Annotated in this window: 2 protein-coding genes; one reads left to right on the forward strand and one right to left on the reverse strand. The window is 68.9% G+C overall.

The genetic code is table 11. The features are described from left to right. Positions 1–141: 141 nt before the first annotated feature. Positions 142–1,026, reverse strand: coding sequence for a sigma-70 family RNA polymerase sigma factor (locus ACFWBT_RS42840; RefSeq protein WP_385710222.1), 885 nt, complete (start codon positions 1,024–1,026; stop codon positions 142–144). A 70-nt stretch (positions 1,027–1,096) separates the two neighbouring features. Here ACFWBT_RS42840 and ACFWBT_RS42845 point away from each other — a divergent pair, with 70 nt between their 5' ends. Then, positions 1,097–1,573, forward strand: a complete 477-nt coding sequence (locus tag ACFWBT_RS42845; protein WP_385710225.1) for a carboxymuconolactone decarboxylase family protein — start codon at positions 1,097–1,099, stop codon at positions 1,571–1,573. The last annotated feature ends 85 nt before the right edge of the window (positions 1,574–1,658 follow it).

Below are 1,658 nucleotides of genomic sequence, written 5' to 3' on the forward strand. Positions count from 1 at the left end.
CAGCGGCTGTTCAGCAATTTGGGAGGCACCCGGACCACGCCGTGTTCGATGTTCATGAGAGGTGACAGCGCCCAACCCGGTCGAGCGCGCCTTCGCTCTGGTCCCCGTGGGCAGCGTCCGCTTTGGAGTGGCCGGCATCGGTCAGTCGGTCAGCCCGAGCGTGGTCAGGCGGTCAGGGTCGGTGAGGATGTCGAGCCCGGTGATGCGGCCGTCCCGGATGGTGAACGACATGACGGACAAAGGTCGGTCCCCGGCGAACGAGACAACGCCGGGCGTGCCGTTGACCAGCACCAGACGCGCGTTCGCCGCGAAGCGGGCGAAGGTGATCGCCTGGGACGCCACGTCGCCCGCGCCGCGCCGCAGGATGCTCGGGACGAGCGTGCCGCCATCGGAACGCGCGACCGCGTCGGGGTGGAGGAGGGCCAGAAGCGCCTCGAAGTCGCCGCCGCGGGAGGCGGTCAGAAAGGCGTCCACGACGTCGCGTTTGCGGGCATTGTCCGTGTCGGCCGCCGGGGAGGCGCCCTGAACCCGGCGGCGAGCGCGGCTGGCGAGCTGCCGGGTGGAGACCGCGGTCCGGCCGAGGCTGGGGGCGATGTCATCGAAGGGCACGTCGAACATGTCATGGAGGACGAAGGCGAGTCGCTCGTCCGGGGAGAGGGCCTCCAAAACGATCATGAGTGCAATGCCCACCGAGTCCGCGATCAGGACCTCCCGCTCGGGGTCAACGCGGGCCAGCGCGGTGACCACCGGGTCCGGCAGCCGGATGGACCCATCCTGCTCGGGCAGCGGATCCTCGCGTCGCGAAGTACGCGAGCGCAGCATGTCCAGGCATGTCCGGCCCACGACCGTGGTGAGCCAGGCCCCAAGGTTCTTCACGTCGCTCACGTCGGTGCGGCTGAGCTTGAACCACGCCTCCTGGACGGCGTCCTCCGCCTCGGCAAGCGAGCCCAGCATCCGGTAGGCCACCGCCCGCAGCCCGGGCCGCTCAGCCTCGAAACGGTCGGCCAGAAAAAAGTTCTCGCTCACCTGTCACACCCCCGCGTCCGGATCCGTCGGTCCAGTGACAGACGCTAACGGATCACCAGGAGAGCATCAGATGAACACCGCGATCACCACCAGTGCCCGGATGAAGAACCCCGCTCTGGTCCTGCCGGACGCCATGAAGGGCATCCAGAACATCTACAAGGCCATGTACCAGGGCGGCGTCTCCCCGCAGATCCTGGAACTGGTCCACCTGCGGGCCAGCCAGATCAACGGATGCAGCGCCTGCGTGTTCGCCGGCGTGGCGGGCGCCAAGAAGCACGGCGAGAGCGACGAACGCCTGCACGCCGTGGCCGCCTGGCGCGAGGCGCCGTTCTTCACCGACGAGGAGCGCGCGGCCCTGGCCCTGACCGAGGCCGCCACCCGGATCGCCGACCGCTTCGGCAAGGCCGTCCCCGATGAGGTGTGGAACGAGGCAGCGGACCACTTCAACGAGGAGCAGCTCTCCGCGATCATCCTGATGATCGGCCTCACCAACTTCTTCAACCGCATCAACACCAGCATCGAGGAGCCCGCCGGCACCACCTGGTGAACGGCGCTGCTGACCTGTCGTCAGGGCGGCGCGAAGTGCATGCCCGTCCGCAGCGACGGTGCCGGCGGTCGCGGAGCTCCGCCAC

Source organism: Streptomyces sp. NPDC060027 (genome assembly GCF_042737005.1).
Lineage (GTDB): Bacteria > Actinomycetota > Actinomycetes > Streptomycetales > Streptomycetaceae > Streptomyces.

What these genes read in the sequence shown, in the direction of transcription:
- ACFWBT_RS42845 (WP_385710225.1), top strand. Translation starts at nt 1,097, where the DNA reads ATGAACACCGCGATCACCACCAGTGCCCGGATGAAGAACCCCGCTCTG.